Annotated in this window: 1 protein-coding gene; it reads left to right on the forward strand. The window is 36.7% G+C overall.

Translation table 11 applies throughout. The features are described from left to right. The first annotated feature begins 316 nt into the window (after positions 1-316). Positions 317-1,351: a phospholipase A gene (locus CWB66_RS19065; protein ID WP_138586596.1), complete on the forward strand. Its 1,035-nt coding sequence runs from the start codon at positions 317-319 to the stop codon at positions 1,349-1,351. Positions 1,352-1,473: the final 122 nt, after the last annotated feature.

Raw genomic sequence — 1,473 nt, forward strand, 5'->3', positions numbered from 1 at the left:
ATTATAACGATAAGGAAATAGCTTAATAACAAGGCTAAAATTATGGTACATAGTTGTTCTATATAAATAATTTTTAACGTAGTTAGTGAGTACGCTAGAATGATCATGTTTTTAATAAAATTGGTATAAATTAACTAAAATGGTTAATTTGCATTAAAAAGCGGCCTAGGCCGCTTTTTTTCTGATCTATATTTACTTTGCATTCGTATATTTTTGGATTTAAATAAAAATTCAGGAAAAGTTCACCGTTACATATGTAAAAAGACGTTATAATTAAATTAACCTAACTCCCCCTCAAACTCACAAAGGAATTACAATGAGCTGGCGCCACTGGATCACTCTTTCTGCTTTAATAAGTACCGCTGCCTTCGCACAAGAAGAAGCCCCTACAAACGAGCAAGACAACAATATTGAGCTTGTAAAACAGTGTATTTTAAATGAAGTTATTGGCGGAGATGGAAAGCAAACTCTGGACGATCTTCGTAAAAAATGTTCAGCCCTTGAAGAAGAGAAGCAACTTACCGCGCTTGATAAACGCCAAGCACGTGAAGAAGTCGGCAAAAAAAATAGAAATGTAATTACACCACACAAACGCAACTATATTTTACCTCTTTCGTACGTCTCACATCCTAACAGTCGTCCTTTTGATGGCTTTGATGAATTAACGGATGAAGAAGACGGCGAACCTCTTGATCATTTAGAAGCAAAATATCAGCTCTCTATTAAAGTGCCGCTTTATGATGATTTTGCTGATGACGATCAAGCAATATTTTTTGGCTTTACGCTGCAATCATATTGGCAGCTTTATAATTCAGAAATTTCTTCACCATTTCGTGAAACCAACTATGAACCAGAAATATTTTGGGTTAATTACCTCGACCAAGAAAACGTTCCTTGGGGCGATGAAATGGCAATTGCTTTAGGTATTTCGCATCAATCAAATGGCCGCAGTCAGCCAAACTCTCGCTCATGGAATCGTATTTATGCTAATTTCATTTGGGAAAATGAAGGCTTTGTTTTTAGCTTCAAACCTTGGTACCGCATAACTGAAGATGAAAAAGAAAATGTTCTAGAAGCAAAAGGCGACGATAACCCAGATATTTACCGATACATGGGTTACTTTGAATTTAGCGGTGCGTATCGACTTAATGATCATGAATTTAGCTTTATGACACGTAACAACTTAAATTCAGATAATCGCGGTGCCATTCAACTAGATTGGTCATTCCCACTCTGGGGTCGTGTACGTGGTTACGCACAATACTTTAATGGTTATGGCGAGAGCTTAATAGATTATAACACTGATATAGAACGTATTGGCGTGGGTATATTGCTGACAGATTTACTTTAGGATCTGTTTATCTTTCGAGGTTAAATTTGCAGCAGACTGTTTGGTATTTAGGCAAGGCAGAGTCTATGTAGTGTGGTTATTCCCCATAAATAGGCGATAACGTAGCATAAATGCCAAACATG

This window comes from Pseudoalteromonas sp. S558, assembly GCF_005886635.1.
GTDB lineage: Bacteria > Pseudomonadota > Gammaproteobacteria > Enterobacterales > Alteromonadaceae > Pseudoalteromonas > Pseudoalteromonas aliena.